Below are 19,926 nucleotides of genomic sequence, written 5' to 3' on the forward strand. Positions count from 1 at the left end.
AACAAAATTTCGTTAATTTTCGGAGTAGCTTCGGAACCGTTTTTACGTGCCATACTCCAAGCACTCCCGTTCGAGACAGACGACGCCACACATGCCCAAAGGATTGAAACGCGCCCTCGGCGCCATGCTGGCCGCAGTGGCCTTGTACAGCCTGCTAGGCTTTCTGATTCTCCCAGGGGTTGCCCTGCGTATCGCCAACCAGCAACTGGCCAGTTACGCCACGGTGCCGGCGCACCTGCAGCGGATCGAGCTCAACCCGTTCAGCCTCGAACTGACCCTCTGGGGCCTGCAGATTGGCGAGCCGGGCAAAGAGCAGGTCGGCTTCGAACGCCTGTACGCCAACCTGCAAATCAACAGCCTGTGGAGCGGTGCCCTGCACCTGGACAGTGTCGAGCTGGACAAGGCGCGTACCGAGCTGCTGTTCGCCAAGGACGGCAGCCTCAACCTGACGCAACTGTTCAAGCTGCCGCCGAGCGAGCCCAAGCCGCAAGAACCTGCCGGCGATCCGTTCCCGCTGCGCATCGGCAGTATCAAGCTCAGCGAAGGCTACCTGCATTTCCAGGACCTGCGCCCGAGCGAGCCGATCGAGTTTCTCTACGACTCGATGAACCTGGAACTGAAGAACCTCAGCACCCTGCCCGAAGACAGTACCGAAATGACCCTGGTGGCCAATGGTCCGGCGGGCGGGCGCATCGACTGGGCCGGCAACTTCAGCCTGGTACCGATCGCCTCCGAAGGCACCCTGAAGGTCACCGACGGCAAGATGAAAGCCTTCTGGCCTTATGTGCGCGATGCCGTGCCGCTGGTGCTGGAAGAAGGTGTGGTCAGCCTCGATACCCACTACAAGCTGAACCTGTCCAAGGAAACCGAGCTGCTGCTGGACAACACCTCGGTGAGCATTGCCCCCTTTGCCATCAAGGCACCGGATGGCCGCCCGCTGGCACGCCTGGCGCGTCTGGATGTCAGCGAAACCTCGATTGACCTGGCCAAGCAACTGGTCACCGTTGGCAAGATCCGCAGCGAAAAGCTCGAAACCTGGGCGGCAGTAGAGTCCGATGGCCAGCTCGACTGGCAGAAGCTGTTCGCCAGCCAGCCGGCCAAAGCCACGGCCAAAGAGAAAGCCGAACCTGCCGCCGCCGAGCCGGATGCCAAGGAAAAGGCCGCCGCCGAGGCACCGAGCAAGCCATGGCAAGTGCTGCTCAAAGACGTGCAACTGCGCAATTACCAGGTACACCTGGCCGACCGCTCGCAGAAACAACCGGTCGCCCTCGAGGTTGGCCCGCTGAACCTCGACCTGCAGAATTTCGACAGCCTCAACCAGTCGCCCTTCACCCTCAAGCTCGATACCGGTGTCGGCAAGCAAGGCAAGCTGCAGGCCGCCGGCGAAGTAAACCTGGCGCCGGTGACCGCCAGGCTCAAGGTCAACACCCAGGACATCGACCTGCGTGTCGCCCAGGCCTACATCAGCCCGTACATCCGCCTGGAACTGCGCAGCGGCATGCTTGGCAGCGACCTCAACGTCGACCTCAAGAGCACCGAGCCACTGGCCTTCAGCATTGACGGCAAGGCCCAGGTCAACCAGTTGCATACCCTGGACACCATCAAGGACCGCGACTTCGTCAAATGGCAGCAGCTGAACCTCGACGGCGTGTCGTACCGTCACGGTGACGCCCTGAGCATCGCCAAGGTGACCCTCAAGCAGCCCTACGCGCGCTTCATGATCAACGAAGACCGCACCACCAACGTCGATGACCTGCTGATCCCGCAACCGGCTACCGCGCAGTCCAAGGCGCCGGCCACAGCCAAGGCGCCTGCGGAAAAACCACTGGGCATCCGTATCGGTGAAATCGATATCAATGACGGTTCGGCCAACTTTGCCGACTTCAGCCTGACCCCGAACTTCGCCACCGCCATCCAGCAGCTCAACGGCCAGATCGGCACCATCGACAACCGTCAGCCAAAACCGGCCAAGGTCGATATCAAGGGCAAGGTCGATCGCTATGCACCGGTGACCATCAAAGGCTCGCTGAACCCCTTTGACCCGATGGCCGCCCTGGACATCGCCACCAGCTTCAAACGCGTCGAGCTGACCACCCTGACGCCTTACTCGGGCAAGTTCGCCGGCTTTCGCATCCGTAAGGGCCGGCTGAACATCGACCTGCACTACGTGATCACCCAAGGCAAGCTCAAGGCCGAGAACAAGGTAGTGGTCGAGCAACTGCAGCTGGGTGAGAAGGTCGACAGCCCGGATGCGGTGGACCTGCCGATTCGCCTGGCAGTGGCCTTGCTCAAGGACACCGACGGCAAGATCTCCATCGAGCTACCGGTGACTGGCGACCTCAATGACCCGCAGTTCAGCGTCATGCCGATTGTCTGGCAGACCCTGCGCAACCTGGTGCTGCGCGCGGCCCAGGCGCCCTTCAAGTTCATCGGCGGGCTGGTCAGCGGCGGCGATTCCCAGGACCTGGGCAACGTCGCCTTTGCCGCTGGCTCAAGCGACCTGGGCCCAGATGCGCAAAGCGCCCTGGACAAGCTGGCGACGGCGCTCAAAGAGCGCCCTGCCTTGCGCCTGGAGATCGAAGGCACCAGCGCCCAGAGCAGCGACGGACCGTTGATTGCCCAGCAGCGCCTGGAGCGTGAGTACCAGAGTACCTACTACAAGATCCTCCAGCGCCGCGGCGACAAGGTGCCAGCCCAGGCCTCCGAGCTGAAGGTGCCGGATGGCGACAAGCCGGCGATGCTTGAAGGCATCTACCGTACCCGCATGAAGAAACAGCCTCCAGCGGAGTGGGAACAACTCGATCGCGAACAGCGCACCACCCAGTTGCGCGATGCCGTGCTCAAGTCCTGGGGCGAAAGCGCCCTGCTGCTGCGCCAGTTGGGTCAGGCCCGGGCCAGCAGTATCAAGGACTACCTGGTAGATAAAGGCCAGCTGGCGGATGACCGGGTGTACTTCGTCGATGCCAGCCTGGGCCAGGCCGAGGCGGATGGCCGAGTGATCTCGCCGCTGCATCTGGACGCGGAATAACCACCTCTTCTTCCCCTCCTTTCCCCCAAAAAAGAAGCCCCGGCAACCAGTGCCGGGGCTTTGAGTGACCAAGTCCTTTTGGTCTTTCGCATGAACCTGTAAGGGTCAGCGAGTCGGGACAAACGCCTTAGTTGCTTTTCAGGCCATCAGCCGAGACGGCTTGAACGCCTTTGATTTTTTTGGCGATAGCGACCGCCATGTCTTTCTGCGAATCGGTCACGGCAACCTCGGAAGACAGGGAGACCACGCCTTTGTTGGTTTCGACCTTGATGTCAGTACCCGGAATGCCTTTCTCGGTCATCAGGTCAGCTTTGACCTTGGTGGTGATCCAGGTGTCGGAGGTCGCTTCTTTTGCTTTGGTAACTTCACCAGCAGCAACGGTCAGCGGAGCCTGGGAAGGCTGTTGGGCAAACGCCGCGTTAGCCAGGGTCAGGGTCAGGGCGGTGGCAGTAGCGGCAGCAATAGCGAACTTCTTCATACGAGACACTCCTGTTTTTCGAAAAGTCTGCGCCGTAAGTCCTGGCAGCAGGGGTATGAATACTATTGCAGGGCCTGTGCCAGCTTTTGTTAATAATTTTCTCTTTATAAAACAATAACTTATCTAATCAAGCAAAAAACTGGATCGTGCATTTTGCAAGCAGTGGCAAAATCCTGCATGCAAGATGCAAGTCCGCAAGACAATTTCTGCAGGCATAAAAAAAGGACCCCGAAGGGTCCTTTTTCTTAAGCGGCGGTCTTAGACGCCCGATGCCTTGGCAGCGGCAACGTCCTTGATCGACAGCTTGATACGGCCGCGGTTGTCCACGTCCAGTACCAGTACTTCAACTTCCTGGCCTTCTTTGAGGATGTCGGTCACTTTCTCGACGCGAGCATCGCTCAGCATCGAGATGTGAACCAGACCGTCCTTGCCAGGCAGGATGTTGACGAAGGCACCGAAGTCGACGATGCGCTCAACCTTACCGACGTAGATCTTGCCGATCTCGGCCTCGGCAGTGATGCTCAGAACGCGCTGGCGAGCAGCTTCAGCGGCGTCTTTGGTCTCACCGAAGATCTTGATCGAACCGTCGTCTTCGATGTCGATCGAAGCCTTGGTTTCTTCGCAGATGGCACGGATGGTCGCGCCGCCTTTACCGATGACGTCACGGATCTTGTCGGTATCGATCTTCATGGCGATCATGGTCGGAGCGTTTTCCGACAGTTCGCTACGGGACTGACCAATGATCTGGTTCATCTGGCCGAGGATGTTCAGGCGCGCTTCCAGGGCCTGGCCCAGGGCGATTTCCATGATCTCTTCGGTGATGCCGTTGATCTTGATGTCCATCTGCAGCGCGGTAACACCTTTGGCGGTACCGGCCACTTTGAAGTCCATGTCGCCCAGGTGGTCTTCGTCACCGAGGATGTCGGTCAGAATGGCGAATTTCTCGCCTTCTTTAACCAGGCCCATGGCGATACCGGCAACCGGCGCCTTCATCGGCACACCAGCGTCCATCAGTGCCAGGGATGCACCACAGACCGAAGCCATCGAGCTGGAACCGTTGGATTCGGTGATTTCCGAAACAACGCGGATGGTGTACGGGAACACGTCGGCAGCAGGCAGCATGGCCTGGACCGAACGGCGGGCCAGACGGCCGTGACCGATTTCGCGACGGCCAGCACCGCCCATGCGACCACACTCGCCGACCGAGAACGGCGGGAAGTTGTAGTGCAGCATGAAGGGGTCTTTCTTCTCGCCTTCGAGGGTATCCAGCAGCTGGGCGTCACGGGCAGTACCCAGGGTCGCAACGACCAGGGCCTGGGTTTCGCCACGGGTGAACAGCGCCGAACCGTGGGTCTTTGGCAGTACGCCGACTTCGATGTTCAGCGGACGTACGGTCTTGGTGTCGCGGCCGTCGATACGTGGCTTGCCGTTGACGATGTTTTCGCGAACGGTGCGGTATTCGATTTCGCCGAAGATTTCTTTGACTTCGGAAGCCGAAGGTTGGCCTTCTTCACCGGAGAACTTGGCGATCACTTGCTCGCGCAGTTCGCCCAGGCGAGCGTAACGGTCAGCCTTGACGGTGATGGTGTAGGCGTCGGAAACCGCAGCACCGAATTCGCCACGGATGGCGCTCAGCAGAGGAGTGTTCTCGGCCTTGGCAGTCCAGTCCCAGGTCGGCTTGGCAGCTTCGGCGGCCAGCTCTTTGACAGCCTGGATCACAGCCTGGAATTCATCGTGGGCGAACAGTACGGCGCCCAGCATCTGGTCTTCGGTCAGCTCTTTGGCTTCCGATTCAACCATCAGTACGGCGTCGGAGGTACCGGCAACGACCATGTCCAGGCTCGAGGCAGCCAGTTGCTCGTAGGTCGGGTTCAGCAGGTAGCCGGTGCTTTCGTGGAAAGCAACGCGGGCGGCGCCGATCGGGCCTTCGAACGGAATGCCGGAGATGGCCAGGGCAGCCGAGGTACCGATCATCGCAGCGATGTCCGGATCGGTCTTCTTGCTGGTGGAAACGACGGTGCAGACAACCTGCACTTCGTTCATGAAGCCTTCCGGGAACAGCGGACGGATCGGACGGTCGATCAGACGCGAGGTCAGGGTCTCTTTCTCGGAAGGACGGCCTTCACGCTTGAAGAAACCACCAGGGATCTTGCCGGCGGCGTAGGTCTTTTCCTGATAGTGAACGGACAGGGGGAAGAAGCCTTTGCCTGGATCGGCCTGTTTGGCACCGACCACGGTCACCAGTACGGTGACATCGTTGTCGACGGTGACCAATACGGCGCCGGACGCTTGACGAGCAATACGGCCCGTCTCGAGGGTAACGGTCGATTGACCGAACTGGAATTTCTTGATTACCGGGTTCACGGTTTCCTACCTTTTTCAGTGGCTCTGGGGGAACGGGTTCTTGCGAATTCTTGGGCAGAACAGGGAATCGGCCCTGTTGGCAGTCCAGATAAAACTAGAGGTTGGGAGCCTGCCCTGCCCTCGCGGTAAACCGCTCAGGCGAGACAGACAGCCAACCTCATAGATAGGCAAGGCGTGCTCACCGACACGGGGGCCAAAGGCTCCGTGCGGTGACTGCAGCACGCCGTGCACACCACTGGCCAGGCCGCTATTAGCGACGCAGACCCAGACGACCGATCAGGGCGCTGTAACGGGTGGTGTCCTTGCCTTTCAGGTAGTCCAGCAGCTTGCGACGCTGGTTAACCATGCGGATCAGACCACGACGGGAGTGGTGGTCTTTGCCGTTGGCCTTGAAGTGGCCTTGCAGCTTGTTGATGTTGGCGGTCAGCAGAGCAACCTGTACTTCCGGGCTACCGGTGTCACCGGCGGCTTGCTGGTATTCGCCAACGATCTTTGCTTTTTCTTCAACGCTGAGTGCCATCTGGCTTCTCCAAATCAAGGGAAACCGAACAAACGGCTTCCAATAGGCCAGGGACTGCTCCCTGTATTCATAAAGTGAGGCGTGACCGTGCCTATTAACAGCCATCCTCTTTACCACCAGTGCCAGGCCTGGGCCTGACACTGAAGGTTTCGATCATTCTGACCGAATCAAGCGACGCGGCGCGATGCGCCCGTCTTCGCTCACTTCACCGATGCCGATGAAGCGACCGTTGTGATCCTGTACCCGGACCATGCCGAACTTCGGCGCGTCGGGGGCTCTGACCGGCTGACCATTGAGCCAGTAGAACGCACTGTGCTCGGAGAACTGCAACAGTGGCCAGTCCAGCAGACCGCTGTCCGATGGCATCAGGAAACGATCGACCGCTTCGTTGCCACCTTCGGCGTGGACCGCTTCGAGTTCTTCGAGGGTCACGGTCTGGGCCAGCTCGAAAGGACCGGCGTGCGTACGACGCAGTTCAGCGACATAGGCTCCGCAACCGAGCACCTCGCCGATGTCCTCGACCAGGGTGCGGATGTAGGTGCCTTTGCTGCAGCCGACCGACAACCGGACACGGGTGCCTTCGCACTCGAGCAATTCCAAGCGGTTAATAGTAACAGAACGCGCCTCGCGCTCCACTACTTCACCTGCACGGGCAAGCTTGTACAGCGGCTGGCCGTCACGCTTGAGGGCCGAGTACATCGGCGGTATCTGACTGATTTGACCACGAAATTGTGGCAAAACCGCTTCGATATCGGCGCGACCAACGGTCACGTCACGGGTTTTCAGCACTTCACCTTCGGCGTCGCCCGTGGTGGTGGTCTGACCCAGTTGCATGACCGTCTCGTAGCCCTTGTCGGAATCGAGCAGGTATTGCGAGAACTTGGTCGCCTCACCGAAGCACAGCGGCAGCACGCCGCTGGCCAGTGGATCGAGGCTGCCGGTGTGCCCGGCCTTTTCGGCATTGAGCAGCCAGCGGACCTTCTGCAGGGCAGCGTTGGAGGTGAACCCCAACGGCTTGTCGAGCAGGATGATGCCGCTGACGTTACGACGGATACGCTTGACCTGAGCCACCGCTTACTCCTTGGTGTCCAGGGGCGTGTCGGCAGCCTGGTGCAGCTTGTCTTCGGCGACGGCGCGCTCGATCAGGGCCGACAGGTGGGCACCGCGACTGATGCTTTCGTCATAGTGGAAATGCAGTTGCGGCACACTGCGCAGTTGCATTTCCTTGCCCAGGTGCACGCGCAGGAAACTGGCCGCGCCGTTGAGCACCTTGAGGGTCTGCTTGATGTCTTCCGCGCCTTCCTGGCCCATCGAGGTGATGAACACCTTGGCATGGCCGACATCGCGGCTGACATCCACAGCGGTAATGGTGACCACGCCGACGCGCGGGTCCTTGACTTCACGACGGATCAACTGGGCCAGCTCGCGCTGGATCTGATCGCCGATGCGTTGGGTACGGCTATATTCTTTTGCCATTTTTGCTACCTGTAACTAAAGCGGCAAACGCCCGGCCAGGCTAGAGCCGGACCGGGCGTTGCGTTCAGAGCCGCCAAGCGGCGCCCTGGGGCGGGCGATTGGCGGCTCCCATGCTCGCGGCTTAGAGCGTACGAGCCACTTGGACTTTCTCGAAGACTTCGATCTTGTCGCCGACCTTGACGTCGTTGTAGCTCTTGACGCCGATACCGCATTCCATGCCGGCACGTACTTCGGACGCATCGTCCTTGAAGCGACGCAGCGATTCCAGCTCGCCTTCGAAGATCACCACGTCCTCGCGCAGTACGCGGATCGGACGGTTGCGGTAGACCACACCCTCGACGACCATGCAGCCGGCGATGGCGCCGAACTTCGGCGAACGGAACACGTCACGCACTTCGGCGATACCCAGGATGTTCTCGCGAACATCGCTGCCGAGCATGCCGGTCAGGGCTTTCTTGACGTCTTCAATGATGTCGTAGATCACGTTGTAGTAACGCATATCCAGACCTTCCTGCTCGACGATCTTGCGCGCGCCGGCATCGGCACGCACGTTGAAGCCGAACAGTACTGCATTGGACGCCAGGGCCAGGTTGGCATCGCTCTCGGTGATACCACCGACACCGCCGCCAATCACGCGAACCTGCACTTCGTCGTTGCCCAGGCCGCTCAGGGAGCCCTGCAGGGCCTCGAGAGAACCACGAACATCGGACTTGAGCACGATGTTGAGAGTCTTCTTCTCTTCCTGGCCCATGTTCTCGAAGATGTTCTCGAGTTTGCCGGCGTGAGCGCGAGCCAGTTTGACCTCGCGGAACTTGCCTTGACGGAACAGGGCAACTTCACGGGCTTTCTTCTCGTCAGCCACTACCGACAGCTCGTCACCGGCGTCCGGGGTGCCATCCAGGCCGAGGATCTCGACCGGGATCGACGGGCCGGCTTCCTTAACAGGCTTGCCGTTCTCGTCGAGCATGGCCCGTACGCGACCGTAGTTCGAACCGCACAGGACCATGTCGCCCTGACGCAGGGTACCGTCCTGAACCAGCACGGTAGCCACCGGGCCGCGGCCCTTGTCCAGACGCGATTCAACCACCACACCACGACCCGGGGCCGATGGAGTGGCCTTGAGTTCGAGGATCTCGGCTTGCAGCAGGACCGCTTCGAGCAGTTCGTCGACACCGGTACCCATCTTCGCCGACACCTTGACGAACGGGGTATCTCCACCCCAGTCCTCGGAAGTGACGCCTTCGACGGCCAGTTCGTTACGGATGCGATCGAGGTCGGCACCTGGCTTGTCGATCTTGTTCACCGCAACCACCAGCGGAACACCGGCAGCCTTGGCGTGCTGGACCGCTTCGCGGGTTTGCGGCATCACGCCGTCGTCCGCCGCAACCACCAGGATCACGATGTCGGTCGCCTTGGCACCACGGGCACGCATGGCGGTAAACGCGGCGTGGCCAGGGGTGTCGAGGAAGGTGACCATGCCGCGGTCGGTTTCCACGTGGTACGCACCGATGTGCTGGGTAATACCACCGGCTTCGCCAGCAGCAACCTTGGCACGACGGATGTAGTCGAGCAGCGAGGTCTTACCGTGGTCAACGTGGCCCATTACGGTCACGACTGGTGCACGGGAGAAGGTCTCGCCTTCGAACTTCAACGACTCGGCCAGGGAATCTTCCAGGGCGGTGTCGCTGACCAGGGTGACCTTGTGGCCCAGCTCTTCGGCGATCAGCTGAGCTGTCTCCTGGTCGAGCACCTGGTTGATGGTCACCGGAGTGCCCAGTTTGAACATGAACTTGACCACTTCAGCGCCCTTGACGGACATCTGGTTGGCCAGGTCGGAAACCGTGATGGTCTCGCCGATCTGCACGTCGCGGATAACCGGACCGGTCGGGTTCTGGAAACCGTGGGCGTTACGCTTCTTCGGCTTGCCCTTGCCACGGCCACCACGACGGAAGCCATCGCTTTCTTCGTCGGTGGTACGCGGAGCGGCACGCGGGGTAGGCGCCTTTTCCTTTTCCTTGACCTTGACCGAAACACGCGGCGCTTCGTTACGGCGCTCGCCGCCACGACGCTCGTCGTCACGCGACTTGTCGCTGCGACGCACGTCGTCTTTCTTGCGCTCGGCAACCGGTGCCGGAGCATCGGCGGCTGCGGCTTCGATTACAGGCGCTGGAGCCGGCGCAGCGGCAGCAGCCGGTGCGGCGTTGGCAGCGGCTGGCTGGCGACGGGACTCTTCCTCGGCACGCTGACGTGCTTCGGCATCGGCCTTTTCGCGGGCAGCGTTTTCCGCTGCACGGCGCTCTTCCAGCTCGCGCTTCTGCTCGGCCTGGATTTCTTCCGGGCTGCGCTGAACGAATACTTTCTTCTTGCGTACTTCTACGCTGATGCTCTTGCTACCGGCGACACGCAGGGTGCTGGTGGTTTTGCGCTGCAAGGTGATCTTGCGCGGCTCTTCCACTTTTGCCTTGTGGCTGCTCTTCAAATGAGCCAGCAATGCCTGCTTCTCATTGTCGGTCACTACCTGACCGGCGTCGGTGTGCGGCAGACCTGCCTCACGCATCTGCTGCAGCAGGCGCTCTACCGGTGCAGCGACCTCTTGGGCCAATTCTTTCACCGTGACTTGCGTCATGCACTTCTCTCCTCAGGCCGCGCCTAATTACTCGAACCAGTGGGCTCGGGCGGCCATGATCAACTTGCCGGCACGCTCTTGGTCGATGCCGTCGATGTCGAGCAGGTCATCAATCGACTGCTCGGCCAGGTCTTCGCGGGTAACTACGCCGCGCACCGCCAGTTCCATCGCCAAATCCTTGTCCATACCCTCAAGCGAGAGCAGGTCTTCGGCCGGATGGGCGTCTGCCAGCTTTTCCTCAGTAGCGATGGCTTTGGTCAACAGGCGATCCTTGGCGCGAGCACGAAGCTCGTTGACGATGTCTTCGTCAAAGCCGTCGATGTTGAGCATTTCTTCCAGCGGTACGTAGGCAATCTCTTCCAGGCTGGTGAAGCCTTCATCGACCAGCACCTGTGCCAGCTCTTCGTCGACTTCCAGCTCGTCGATGAAGTTGCGCAGGATGTCACCGGTTTCAGCTTGCTGCTTGGCCTGGATGTCCGATTCGGTCATCACGTTCAGGGTCCAGCCGGTCAACTGACTGGCCAGGCGCACGTTCTGGCCACCACGGCCAATCGCCTGGGCCAGGTTGTCGGCACCCACGGCGATGTCCATGGCGTGGGCGTCTTCATCGACGATGATCGCCGCGACTTCAGCCGGCGACATGGCGTTGATGACGAACTGTGCAGGGTTGTCGTCCCAGAGGACGATGTCCACACGCTCGCCACCCAGTTCACCGGACACCGCCTGGACACGCGAACCGCGCATGCCGATACAGGCACCTTGCGGGTCGATGCGTTTGTCCTTGGAGCGCACGGCGATCTTGGCGCGCGAACCCGGATCACGGGACGCGGCCATGACTTCGATCAGGCCCTCGGCGATTTCCGGCACTTCGATGCGGAACAGTTCGATCAGCATCTGTGGCGCGGTACGCGACAGGATCAACTGCGGGCCGCGGTTCTCGGTGCGGATTTCCTTGAGCAGTGCACGCAGGCGCACACCGACACGGAAAGTCTCGCGGGAGATGATGTCTTCACGGGCCAGCAACGCTTCGGCGTTGTTGCCCAGGTCAACGATGACGTTGTCACGGGTGACCTTCTTGACGGTGCCGGAGATGATCTCGCCCAGACGCTCGCGGTAGGCATCTACCACTTGAGCGCGCTCGGCTTCACGGACCTTCTGGACGATGACTTGCTTGGCGGTCTGGGCGGCAATGCGGCCGAACTCGATCGACTCGATCTTCTCTTCGATCACGTCACCGACCTTGGCTTCAGGATGGGTGTCCTGAATCTTCGCTGGCCACACTTCGATCGCCGGATCGTCCAGATCCTTTTCTTCGACGACAGTCCAGCGACGGAAGGTTTCGTAGCTACCGGTGTGGCGGTTGATTTCCACACGCAGGTCGACTTCGTCGTCAAAACGTTTTTTGGTTGCAGTGGCCAGGGCCACTTCCAGCGCTTCAAAAATTACGCCGGCCGGTACGCCCTTTTCGTTGGATACCGACTCAACAACCAGCAGTACTTCTTTGCTCATCGTACGCCTCGCCTTTCGCAAGCCATTGGATCCGCGCGGTCCGCGGGATCCGGCACGTCTCAGTCAAAACTGGGAATAATGTTGGCCTTGTCGATCGAGTCGATCGGCAACAGGAATTCGTTGTTATCCACCTGGACCACAACATCCTGCTCCTCCACGCCACGGAGAAGGCCCTGAAAGTTACGACGACCTTCAAAGGGCGTACGCAGCTTGATCTTCACTTGTTCACCGGCATGCGAAGCGAACTGTTCCAAGGTGAACAGTGGGCGTTCCATGCCAGGAGAGGACACTTCAAGGGTGTACTCGGAACTGATCGGATCTTCGACATCGAGAACACCGCTGATTTGACGACTGACAATCGCGCAGTCATCAACCAGGATTCCATCCTCTTTATCGATATAGATACGCAGTACCGAATGTTTGCCTTGAGAGATGAATTCGATCCCCCAGCATTGATAGCCAAGAGCCTCGACCACCGGGGCCAACAAGGCCTGCAACTGTTCTAGCTTGCTCGACACCTGAACCCCCTCGTGCATGCTATGCAAATAAAAAATGGGCAAAGCGCCCATCCCTGATACGCCGTTGAATACCGGCGTTATGACTGTTCAGCCAAGAAAAAGCCCCTGCAAAAGGGGCTCCGCTGAAACTGGTTGCGGGGGCTGGATTTGAACCAACGACCTTCGGGTTATGAGCCCGACGAGCTACCAGACTGCTCCACCCCGCGACAAAGCTGGGGCGAAAGTATACGACCGAACCCCGACAGGGTCAATCTAACCTCCACCTACAAGAAAGCCCGCTGTAGCGGGCTGTCTTGTTTCAATTGGTACCGAGAAGGGGACTCGAACCCCTACACCCTATGGGCACAACCACCTCAAGGTTGCGTGTCTACCAATTCCACCACCTCGGCAATACTACTTTGAAACCCGTTACTTCTGCTCTTGAGCGGGAGGAACATCGCCAGTGTTAGTGGCTTCGCTCTTCTGCTCCTGGAGCACCGGTACATCATCTGTTGCCGGCTTTTGCTGCTTCACTTCCAAGACCGCTGGATCTGGCAACCCTACTTGAGTCAGCTCGTGAGCTTTCTCCTTAGCAAAGTATCCTAACCCAAGAGCAGTTAAGAAGAAAGAGGCAGCTAGTATAGCAGTAAACTTACTCAGAAAGGTAGCAGAACCTTGGCTTCCGAACACAGTATTTGAAGCACCTGCGCCGAAAGATGCACCCGCTTCCGCACCTTTACCCTGTTGCAGCAACACCAGCACTACCAAACCCAGCGCGCCCAACAGATGCAAAACAACGATCACTGTTTCCAGCATTTTTCAGTTTCCTGCGGCGCGACAAATTGCACCGAATTCGTCTGCGTTCAGGGAAGCCCCACCAATCAGGCCCCCATCGATATCCGGCATGCCGAACAGTTCAGCCGCATTGGCCGCCTTCACGCTGCCGCCGTATAGAAGCCGCACATTCGCCGCGACTTCCGGGTTCTTTGCCGCCAGCTGCTCGCGAATGGCTTTATGCACATCCTGAGCCTGCTGTGGCGAGGCCGTCAGCCCTGTACCGATGGCCCATACAGGCTCATAGGCAATCACCGCACTGGCGAAGACTTCGACACCGAACGCTTCGATGACGCTGTCCAGCTGACGCCCGACAATCTCAAGCGTTTTACCCGCTTCGCGCTCTTCGAGGGTTTCCCCTACACAGAGCACCGGCTTCAAACCGCAAGCCTGTGCCGCAGCGAACTTGCGATTGAGGACTTCGTCGTTCTCGCCAATGATCTGGCGGCGTTCGGAGTGCCCAATCAGTACCAGCTCGCAACCTGCCTCGGCCAGTTGACTCGGTGCAATCTCACCGGTCAGTGCGCCTTGCTCAGGCTGTACCGCAGAATTCTGAGCGCCGACGGCGATCGCCTTGCCTTGTACGCCATCAATTACCTGATTGATGTACAGGGCGGGGGGAAACACCGCGACCTCGACACCGCTCGGCAGGGCGAGATTACTCAAGCCCTTGATCAGCTCAGCGACGCTGGCGCGGGTACCGTGCATCTTCCAGTTACCAGCTACCATAGGGCGACGCATGCTGTACCTCGTCGGTCAAAGAGGGCGCAGATGTTACCCAACCCGATCACCTCTGGCAAGCCTATTTCAAACGCAAACTTCACTTACCAGTTTTGCCAGGGCTTCGGCGTGGCCGCGCACCTGACTTTCGTCCTCGCCTTCGACCATTACCCGCACCAGAGGCTCTGTCCCGGACTTGCGCAGCAGCACACGGCCACGACCGGCCAGGGCCTCGGTAACCTTGGCACTGGCCTCCTGAACGGCCGGATGCTCAAGCGGGTCGACCTTGCTCGCACCGAAGCGCACATTGATCAGCACCTGCGGGCATTTGCGCAGGGCCTGGCGAGCCTGGGCGAGGGTTTCCTCACGGCGTTTAAGGGCCATCAGCACCTGCAGCGCGGCGATGATCGCATCACCGGTGGTGGTGTGGTTGCAGCACACCACGTGCCCGGAGTTCTCGCCACCGATCACCCAATCGCGCTCCAGCAGCTCGGCCATCACGTAGCGGTCACCGACCTTGGCGCGCACGAACGGAATGTCCAGGTCCTTCAGGGCCAGCTCCAGGCCAAGATTACTCATCAGGGTACCCACCACCCCGCCCTGCAGCTTGCCGCGCTCGTGCAGGTCACGGGCGATGATGAACAGCAGTTCGTCACCATCGACGATGGTGCCCGTGTGGTCCACCATCAGCACCCGATCGCCGTCGCCATCGAAGGCAATACCCAGATCGGCATGACCAACCAGCACCGCCGCCTGCAGCGACTCGATATGGGTCGAGCCGCAGTTCTCGTTGATGTTCAGGCCGTCAGGCTGCGCCGATAGCACGGTGACATCGGCACCCAGCTCGCGGAACACGCTTGGCGCCACCTTGTAGGTAGCGCCATGGGCGCAGTCGACCACCAGCTTGAGGCCGGCGAAATCGGTGCTGCTCGGCACGCTGCTCTTGCAGAACTCGATGTAGCGACCGGCCGCATCGTTGATGCGCGAGACCTTGCCCAGCTTGCTCGATTCGACCACGGTCATCGGCTGGTCGAGTAACTCTTCGATCATCAGCTCGACTTCATCCGGCAGCTTGGTGCCTTGGCCGGAGAAGAACTTGATGCCGTTGTCGTCATGGGGGTTGTGCGAGGCACTGATGACGATGCCCGCTTCGGCATGGAAGGTACGGGTCAGGTAGGCGATGGCCGGGGTCGGCATCGGCCCCAGCAGCATCACATCGGCGCCGGCGGCGGAAAGGCCTGCTTCCAGAGCCGACTCGAACATGTAGCCGGAAATGCGCGTGTCTTTACCCACCAACACCCGGCAGGCACCCTGCTTGCGAAAGGCCATGCCAGCCGCCCAGCCGAGCTTGAGCATGAAGTCAGGGGTGATGGGGTATTCGCCGACACGGCCACGAATACCGTCGGTACCAAAATATTTTCTGCTCATAGATGCTCCATCACTCTTATTCGGCGGCTTGCACCGCAGCAATCATCCGCACTACATCGGCGGTTTCGGCGACATCGTGAACGCGCAGTATGCTCGCACCCTTGGTCATCGCCAGCGCAGCCAGGGCCAGGCTGCCATAGAGCCGCTCACCGACCGGACGGCCCAAGGCCAGACCGATCATGCTCTTGCGTGAAACGCCCACCAGCAACGGACGCCCCAAGCGGTAGAGCGCGTCCATGTGCTTGAACAGGCTGAGGTTGTGCCCGAGGGTCTTGGCAAAGCCGAAACCCGGATCAAGGATGATCCGTTCGGCCTCGATGCCCACGGTCGCACACGCCGCCATTCGCTCTTCAAGATAGCTCGCCACCTCGGCGGTGACATCCTGGTATTGAGGATCGTCCTGCATGTCGCCGGGCTCACCGCGCATGTGCATCAGGCACACCGGCAAACCAGTGGCTGCCGCAGCATCCAGGGCGCCATCACGACTGAGCGAGCGCACATCGTTGATCAACCCGGCACCAAGCCTGGCCGACTCGCGGATTACGGCTGGCGTCGAGGTATCGACCGAGATGATCACATCGAGTTCGCGATTGATCGCTTCGACGATAGGCGCGACACGCTCCAGCTCTTCCAGTGCCGACACCGCGCGAGCGCCTGGGCGAGTGGACTCGCCACCGACATCGACCAGGGTTGCGCCGGCAGCCACCATCGCCTCGGCGTGGCGCAAGGCCGCATCACGCTGGGTGAAGCGACCGCCATCTGAGAAGGAATCGGGGGTGATATTGAGGATACCCATGACATGGGTACGGGACAAATCAAGAACCCGGTTGCCGCAAGGCAACCGGGTCGGGTACTGCTGTGAGGTCATATATGCCCTTAGACTTGCGCCGCTGGACCGCCGATCGGCGACTCTGGGCGTGGAGCCGAGGCATCTGGAGTGCCTGATCCACCTTCCCAGTCACGCGGCTCGCGTGGCTCGCGACCGGCCATGATGTCGTCGATCTGATCGGCATCGATGGTCTCGTACTTCATCAGCGCGTCGGCCATGGCGTCGAGCTTGTCGCGGTTCTCGGTGAGGATCTGCTTGGCCGTGGCATAGCACTGGTCAATGATGCTGCGCACTTCGGAGTCGATCAGCTTGGCGGTTTCACCGGAGACACTGGCGTGCTGGGAACCGGCACTGCGACCGAGGAACACCTCGCCCTCTTCTTCGGCATACATCAAAGGACCCAGTTTTTCCGACAGCCCCCACTTGGTGACCATGTTGCGGGCAATCTGGCTGGCCCGCATGATGTCGTTCGAGGCACCGGTGGTGACGCCATCGAAGCCCAGGGTCATCTCTTCGGCGATACGACCGCCGTACAGCGAGCAGATCTGGCTGATCAGCGCGCGCTTGGACAGGCTGTAACGGTCTTCCTCAGGCAGGAACATGGTTACACCCAGTGCCCGGCCGCGAGGGATGATCGACACCTTGTAGACCGGATCGTGCTCGGGCACGACGCGACCGACAATGGCATGGCCAGCTTCGTGATAAGCAGTGTTCTGCTTCTCTTTCTCGGACATGACCATGGTCTTGCGCTCGGCGCCCATCATGATCTTGTCTTTGGCCAGCTCGAACTCTTTCATCTCGACCACGCGCTTGCCGCCACGGGCAGCGAACAACGAGGCTTCGTTGACCAGGTTGGCGAGGTCGGCACCGGAGAAGCCCGGGGTACCACGGGCAATAACGGCTGGATTGACGTTGTCGCCAATCGGCACCTTGCGCATGTGCACCTTGAGGATCTGCTCACGACCGCGGATATCCGGCAGGCCAACGACAACCTGGCGGTCGAAACGGCCTGGACGCAGCAGCGCCGGGTCGAGTACGTCCGGACGGTTGGTCGCGGCGATGACGATGATGCCGTCGTTCATTTCGAAGCCGTCCATCTCTACCAGCAACTGGTTGAGGGTCTGCTCGCGCTCGTCGTGACCGCCACCCATGCCGGCGCCACGATGGCGACCGACGGCGTCGATTTCGTCGATGAAGATGATGCACGGTGCGTGTTTCTTGGCCTGCTCGAACATGTCGCGAACACGGCTGGCACCGACACCGACGAACATCTCGACGAAGTCGGAACCGGAGATGGTGAAGAACGGCACCTTGGCTTCGCCGGCAATGGCCTTGGCCAGCAGGGTTTTACCGGTACCTGGCGGGCCGACCATCAGCACGCCGCGCGGAATACGCCCGCCCAGGCGCTGGAATTTGCCCGGATCGCGCAGGAACTCAACCAGCTCGCCGACTTCTTCTTTAGCTTCGTCGCAACCGGCAACATCGGCCAGGGTAGTTTTTACCTGGTCTTCGGAGAGCAGGCGCGCCTTGCTCTTGCCGAAGCTCATCGGCCCGCCCTTGCCACCGGCGCCGCCCTGCATCTGGCGCATGAAGAACATGAATACGGCAATGATGACCAGGATCGGGAAGCTGGCGACCAGCAGCTGGGTCCAGATGCTCTGTTGCTCTGGCTGCTTGCCTTCAACCACGACGTGGTTGTCGACCAGATCACCGATCAGGCCGTTGTCCTGAATGGCCGGACGGATGGTCTTGAAGCTGTCGCCATCGGTGCGTTTACCGGTAATGACGTAGCCGTCGACCGCAACGCGCTCGACCTTGCCATCCTTGACCTGCTGAATGAAGTCGGAATAGTTGAGGGTCTGCGGCTCATTCGGGCTGGAGAAGTTGTTCATCACCGTCACCAGGACAGCCGCGATGATCAACCACAGGATCAAGTTCTTTGCCATATCGTTCAATTAGCTACCCTCTGAAGCCGGCTGACGGCGCAGCCGTGCCTCGCATGATATTCACCGGCTTAACTTACTACATAACCTACACATCTGCAGGCGCCGTCTGTAACCCTTTGTGAAACCTAGACTACACGAAGTACATCCAGGTCAGGCAGGAGAGCCGATTGGAAAAAACTATCGGATACCCTGGAAGCCGCCGGCCTGACGCCCCTACTCGCCGCGATACCCCCGCGCCAGCAAGTACTGCTCGCGGGAGCGGTCCCGCGAAGAATCAGGCTTGAGCATCTGGACCTTGTCGAATTTCTGACGAGCGTCCTTGAGGTATACGTCAAACCCTTCGCCCTGGAAAATTTTGATCAAAAAATCACCACCCGGCTTGAGTACCCGGGTCGCCAGATCAAGGGCCAGCTCACAGAGAAACATGGCCTTGGGAATATCCACGGCAGGCGTACCACTCATATTGGGGGCCATATCGGAAATCACAAGGTCTACGTGTGAATTACCCACTGCTTCGAGAATCTGCGCCAGCACTTCATCCTGGGTAAAGTCGCCCTGGATGAAGGTAACGTCGGGAATGCTGTCCATTTCGAGGATGTCGGAGGCGATCAAGCGGCCCTGACCGCCGATCAGACGACTGGTCACCTGCGACCAGCCACCCGGTGCCGCGCCGAGATCGACGACGCTCATGCCGGGGCGGATAATCCGGTACTTTTCCTGGATTTCCAGCAATTTATAGCTCGCACGCGAGCGATAACCATCCTTTTGCGCTTTTTTAACGTAAGGATCGTTGAAGTGTTCTTTCAGCCAGCCAAGGCTTGTCTTGGAACGCGCCATTGGGCACCTCGATGATAAGGGTCGTGATTAACTGGGCGGATCCACGGGCCCTCGGGTAAAATGGCCGCCATTTTTACAGAATCAGACAAAGGGTCAGATTATGCCGCTCAATAACGAGCAGAAGAAACAGTACAAATCCATTGGCCACGATCTGAAACCAGTTCTGATTGTGGCAGGCAATGGACTGACTGAAGGGGTTATCGCCGAACTCGAACGCGCCCTGGCCGATCACGAGCTGATCAAGGTCGAAATTCGCTCCGAAGACCGCGAAGAACGTGCCGCCGCAATCGCCGCGCTGTGCAAGGCCGGCCGCGCCGAACTGGTACAGACCATCGGCAAGAAGGCGCTGATCTATCGCCGCAATCCACAGCCGAACAAACAGCTGTCGAACATCCACCGTTACAAGTGATGTTCGCCGCGGTCAGTGGCGCGCCTTGCGCGCCCTGCCCGGCACGGGTTGCATGACCAGCAGCAGGCCGGTCAGGCCCAGCACCAGGTAGCAGAACAGCTGCCAGCGCAACTCCTCCGGCATGCCCACGCGCAAGGCGAAATACACCACGCACGCCAGCATCGCCATCGACAGCAATTGCCCCCGCATATCCCGCCACAGACTGGCCAGGCCCTGAGCCTGCATCAGCACCAATGCCTGCACGCCTGCGCAAAACGCCGCAAACGCGACCAGCAACGATGCCATCAGGCTGCCGATATCCTCGATCAGCAGCGGCGCCAGGCCGATCTTGCCCAACGCCGGCAGCAAACCGAAATGCAACATCCACAGGCCGCCAACCCAGAACACCTGGGTCAGTTGCCAGATCACCGCGGCCGCGGCAAAGC

Annotated in this window: 17 protein-coding genes and 2 tRNA genes; 2 read left to right on the forward strand and 17 right to left on the reverse strand. The window is 60.0% G+C overall.

Annotation, left to right across the window (positions count from 1 at the left end):
* Positions 1–91: 91 nt before the first annotated feature.
* A complete protein-coding gene (locus LOY37_RS23380; protein ID WP_258715835.1) occupies positions 92–3,028 on the forward strand; it encodes a DUF748 domain-containing protein in 2,937 nt (978 codons plus the stop codon).
* Between the two features lie 127 nt (positions 3,029–3,155).
* On the opposite strand, the gene LOY37_RS23385 is transcribed toward LOY37_RS23380, so the two are convergent.
* The 16 genes from LOY37_RS23385 to rlmE all read right to left on the reverse strand — a co-directional run bounded on the left by LOY37_RS23385 (position 3,156) and on the right by rlmE (position 19,092).
* Positions 3,156–3,506, reverse strand: a complete 351-nt coding sequence (locus LOY37_RS23385; RefSeq protein ID WP_045199715.1) for a BON domain-containing protein — start codon at positions 3,504–3,506, stop codon at positions 3,156–3,158.
* 258 nt (positions 3,507–3,764) lie between these two features.
* Positions 3,765–5,870 carry a polyribonucleotide nucleotidyltransferase gene (gene pnp, locus LOY37_RS23390; RefSeq protein WP_038998668.1) on the reverse strand — a complete coding sequence of 702 codons (2,106 nt, stop codon included), beginning with the start codon at positions 5,868–5,870 and terminating at the stop codon, positions 3,765–3,767.
* Positions 5,871–6,120: 250 nt separating this feature from the next.
* On the reverse strand, positions 6,121–6,390 hold the full coding sequence (rpsO, locus tag LOY37_RS23395; protein WP_010222985.1) for a 30S ribosomal protein S15: 270 nt from the start codon (positions 6,388–6,390) through the stop codon (positions 6,121–6,123).
* 153 nt (positions 6,391–6,543) lie between these two features.
* On the reverse strand, positions 6,544–7,461 hold the full coding sequence (gene truB / locus LOY37_RS23400) for a tRNA pseudouridine(55) synthase TruB (RefSeq protein WP_010222984.1): 918 nt from the start codon (positions 7,459–7,461) through the stop codon (positions 6,544–6,546).
* A 3-nt stretch (positions 7,462–7,464) separates the two neighbouring features.
* A complete protein-coding gene (rbfA, locus tag LOY37_RS23405) occupies positions 7,465–7,866 on the reverse strand; it encodes a 30S ribosome-binding factor RbfA (protein WP_045199718.1) in 402 nt (133 codons plus the stop codon).
* Between the two features lie 121 nt (positions 7,867–7,987).
* Entirely contained in the window at positions 7,988–10,492 is a 2,505-nt protein-coding gene (infB, locus tag LOY37_RS23410; RefSeq protein WP_045199720.1) for a translation initiation factor IF-2, read from the reverse strand.
* A 27-nt stretch (positions 10,493–10,519) separates the two neighbouring features.
* Positions 10,520–12,001: a transcription termination factor NusA gene (nusA, locus tag LOY37_RS23415; protein ID WP_010222981.1), complete on the reverse strand. Its 1,482-nt coding sequence runs from the start codon at positions 11,999–12,001 to the stop codon at positions 10,520–10,522.
* 59 nt (positions 12,002–12,060) lie between these two features.
* Positions 12,061–12,519, reverse strand: coding sequence for a ribosome maturation factor RimP (gene rimP, locus LOY37_RS23420; protein ID WP_045200046.1), 459 nt, complete (start codon positions 12,517–12,519; stop codon positions 12,061–12,063).
* Between the two features lie 129 nt (positions 12,520–12,648).
* Positions 12,649–12,725, reverse strand: a tRNA-Met gene (locus LOY37_RS23425).
* A 97-nt stretch (positions 12,726–12,822) separates the two neighbouring features.
* Positions 12,823–12,908 (reverse strand) — tRNA-Leu (locus LOY37_RS23430).
* 19 nt (positions 12,909–12,927) lie between these two features.
* A complete protein-coding gene (gene secG / locus LOY37_RS23435; RefSeq protein ID WP_038998663.1) occupies positions 12,928–13,314 on the reverse strand; it encodes a preprotein translocase subunit SecG in 387 nt (128 codons plus the stop codon).
* Positions 13,315–13,317: 3 nt separating this feature from the next.
* Positions 13,318–14,073, reverse strand: a complete 756-nt coding sequence (gene tpiA / locus LOY37_RS23440) for a triose-phosphate isomerase (RefSeq protein ID WP_045199723.1) — start codon at positions 14,071–14,073, stop codon at positions 13,318–13,320.
* Between the two features lie 66 nt (positions 14,074–14,139).
* Entirely contained in the window at positions 14,140–15,480 is a 1,341-nt protein-coding gene (glmM, locus tag LOY37_RS23445; protein ID WP_045199725.1) for a phosphoglucosamine mutase, read from the reverse strand.
* A 16-nt stretch (positions 15,481–15,496) separates the two neighbouring features.
* Complete coding sequence (folP, locus tag LOY37_RS23450; protein WP_258715836.1) at positions 15,497–16,348, reverse strand: dihydropteroate synthase; 852 nt, start codon at positions 16,346–16,348, stop codon at positions 15,497–15,499.
* An 8-nt stretch (positions 16,349–16,356) separates the two neighbouring features.
* Positions 16,357–18,255, reverse strand: coding sequence for an ATP-dependent zinc metalloprotease FtsH (ftsH, locus tag LOY37_RS23455; RefSeq protein ID WP_038998658.1), 1,899 nt, complete (start codon positions 18,253–18,255; stop codon positions 16,357–16,359).
* A 213-nt stretch (positions 18,256–18,468) separates the two neighbouring features.
* Positions 18,469–19,092, reverse strand: coding sequence for a 23S rRNA (uridine(2552)-2'-O)-methyltransferase RlmE (rlmE, locus tag LOY37_RS23460; RefSeq protein ID WP_010222974.1), 624 nt, complete (start codon positions 19,090–19,092; stop codon positions 18,469–18,471).
* Positions 19,093–19,192: 100 nt separating this feature from the next.
* Here rlmE and yhbY point away from each other — a divergent pair, with 100 nt between their 5' ends.
* A complete protein-coding gene (yhbY, locus tag LOY37_RS23465; RefSeq protein WP_038606752.1) occupies positions 19,193–19,501 on the forward strand; it encodes a ribosome assembly RNA-binding protein YhbY in 309 nt (102 codons plus the stop codon).
* 12 nt (positions 19,502–19,513) lie between these two features.
* On the opposite strand, the gene LOY37_RS23470 is transcribed toward yhbY, so the two are convergent.
* Positions 19,514–19,909 (reverse strand): hypothetical protein, encoded by a 396-nt coding sequence (locus tag LOY37_RS23470; protein ID WP_045199737.1) that lies wholly within the window; start codon positions 19,907–19,909, stop codon positions 19,514–19,516.
* Positions 19,910–19,926: the final 17 nt, after the last annotated feature.

It is taken from the genome of Pseudomonas sp. B21-012, assembly GCF_024749305.1.
GTDB lineage: Bacteria > Pseudomonadota > Gammaproteobacteria > Pseudomonadales > Pseudomonadaceae > Aquipseudomonas.